The sequence below is a fragment of the Pseudomonas sp. ACN5 genome, from assembly GCF_002303975.1.
Classification (GTDB): Bacteria; Pseudomonadota; Gammaproteobacteria; order Pseudomonadales; family Pseudomonadaceae; genus Aquipseudomonas; species Aquipseudomonas laurylsulfatiphila.
The window spans coordinates 1-806 of sequence record NZ_MRCP01000045.1 but is presented as its reverse complement, the minus strand read 5'-3'; the positions used below and the strand labels follow the sequence as shown (position 1 = coordinate 806).

Sequence of the window (806 nt, the reverse complement as noted above, 5' to 3'; positions counted from 1 at the left end):
TTCTCGCCGGAAGCCCTGGCCGGTCGCATCATCGACTGCAAATCCAAAGTGGTGATCACCGCCGACGAAGGCATTCGTGCCGGCAAGAAGATCCCGCTCAAGGCCAACGTCGACGACGCGCTGACCAACCCGGAAACCAGCAGCATCCAGAAAGTCATCGTGTGCAAGCGCACCGGTGGCGAGATCAAGTGGAACCAGCATCGCGACATCTGGTTCGAGGACCTGATGAAAGTGGCCGGCACCGTGTGCGCGCCCAAAGAGATGGGCGCCGAAGAAGCGCTGTTCATCCTCTACACCTCGGGTTCCACCGGCAAGCCAAAGGGCGTGCAGCACACCACCGGCGGCTACCTGCTGTACGCCGCCATGACCCACGAGCGCGTGTTCGACTACCGTCCGGGCGAAATCTACTGGTGCACCGCCGACGTCGGCTGGGTCACCGGCCACAGCTACATCGTCTACGGCCCGCTGGCCAACGGCGCGACCACCCTGCTGTTCGAAGGCGTGCCGAACTACCCGGACATCACCCGGGTGGCGAAGATCGTCGACAAACACAAGGTCAACATCCTCTACACCGCGCCGACCGCGATCCGCGCCATGATGGCCTCGGGCACCGCCGCGGTTGAAGGCGCCGATGGCAGCAGCCTGCGCCTGTTGGGTTCGGTGGGCGAGCCGATCAACCCGGAAGCCTGGGACTGGTACTACAAGAACGTCGGCAAGTCCCGTTGCCCGATCGTCGACACCTGGTGGCAGACCGAAACCGGCGGCAACATGATGAGCCCGCTGCCGGGCGCCCATGCCCTCAAGCC

The 806-nt window shown here is 64.3% G+C and carries 1 protein-coding gene; it reads left to right on the top strand.

The genetic code is table 11. The annotated features are described in order from the left end of the window. Nucleotides 1-806: AMP-binding protein (locus BSF40_RS31320; protein WP_141249833.1), on the top strand; the 806-nt coding region annotated here is incomplete at both ends.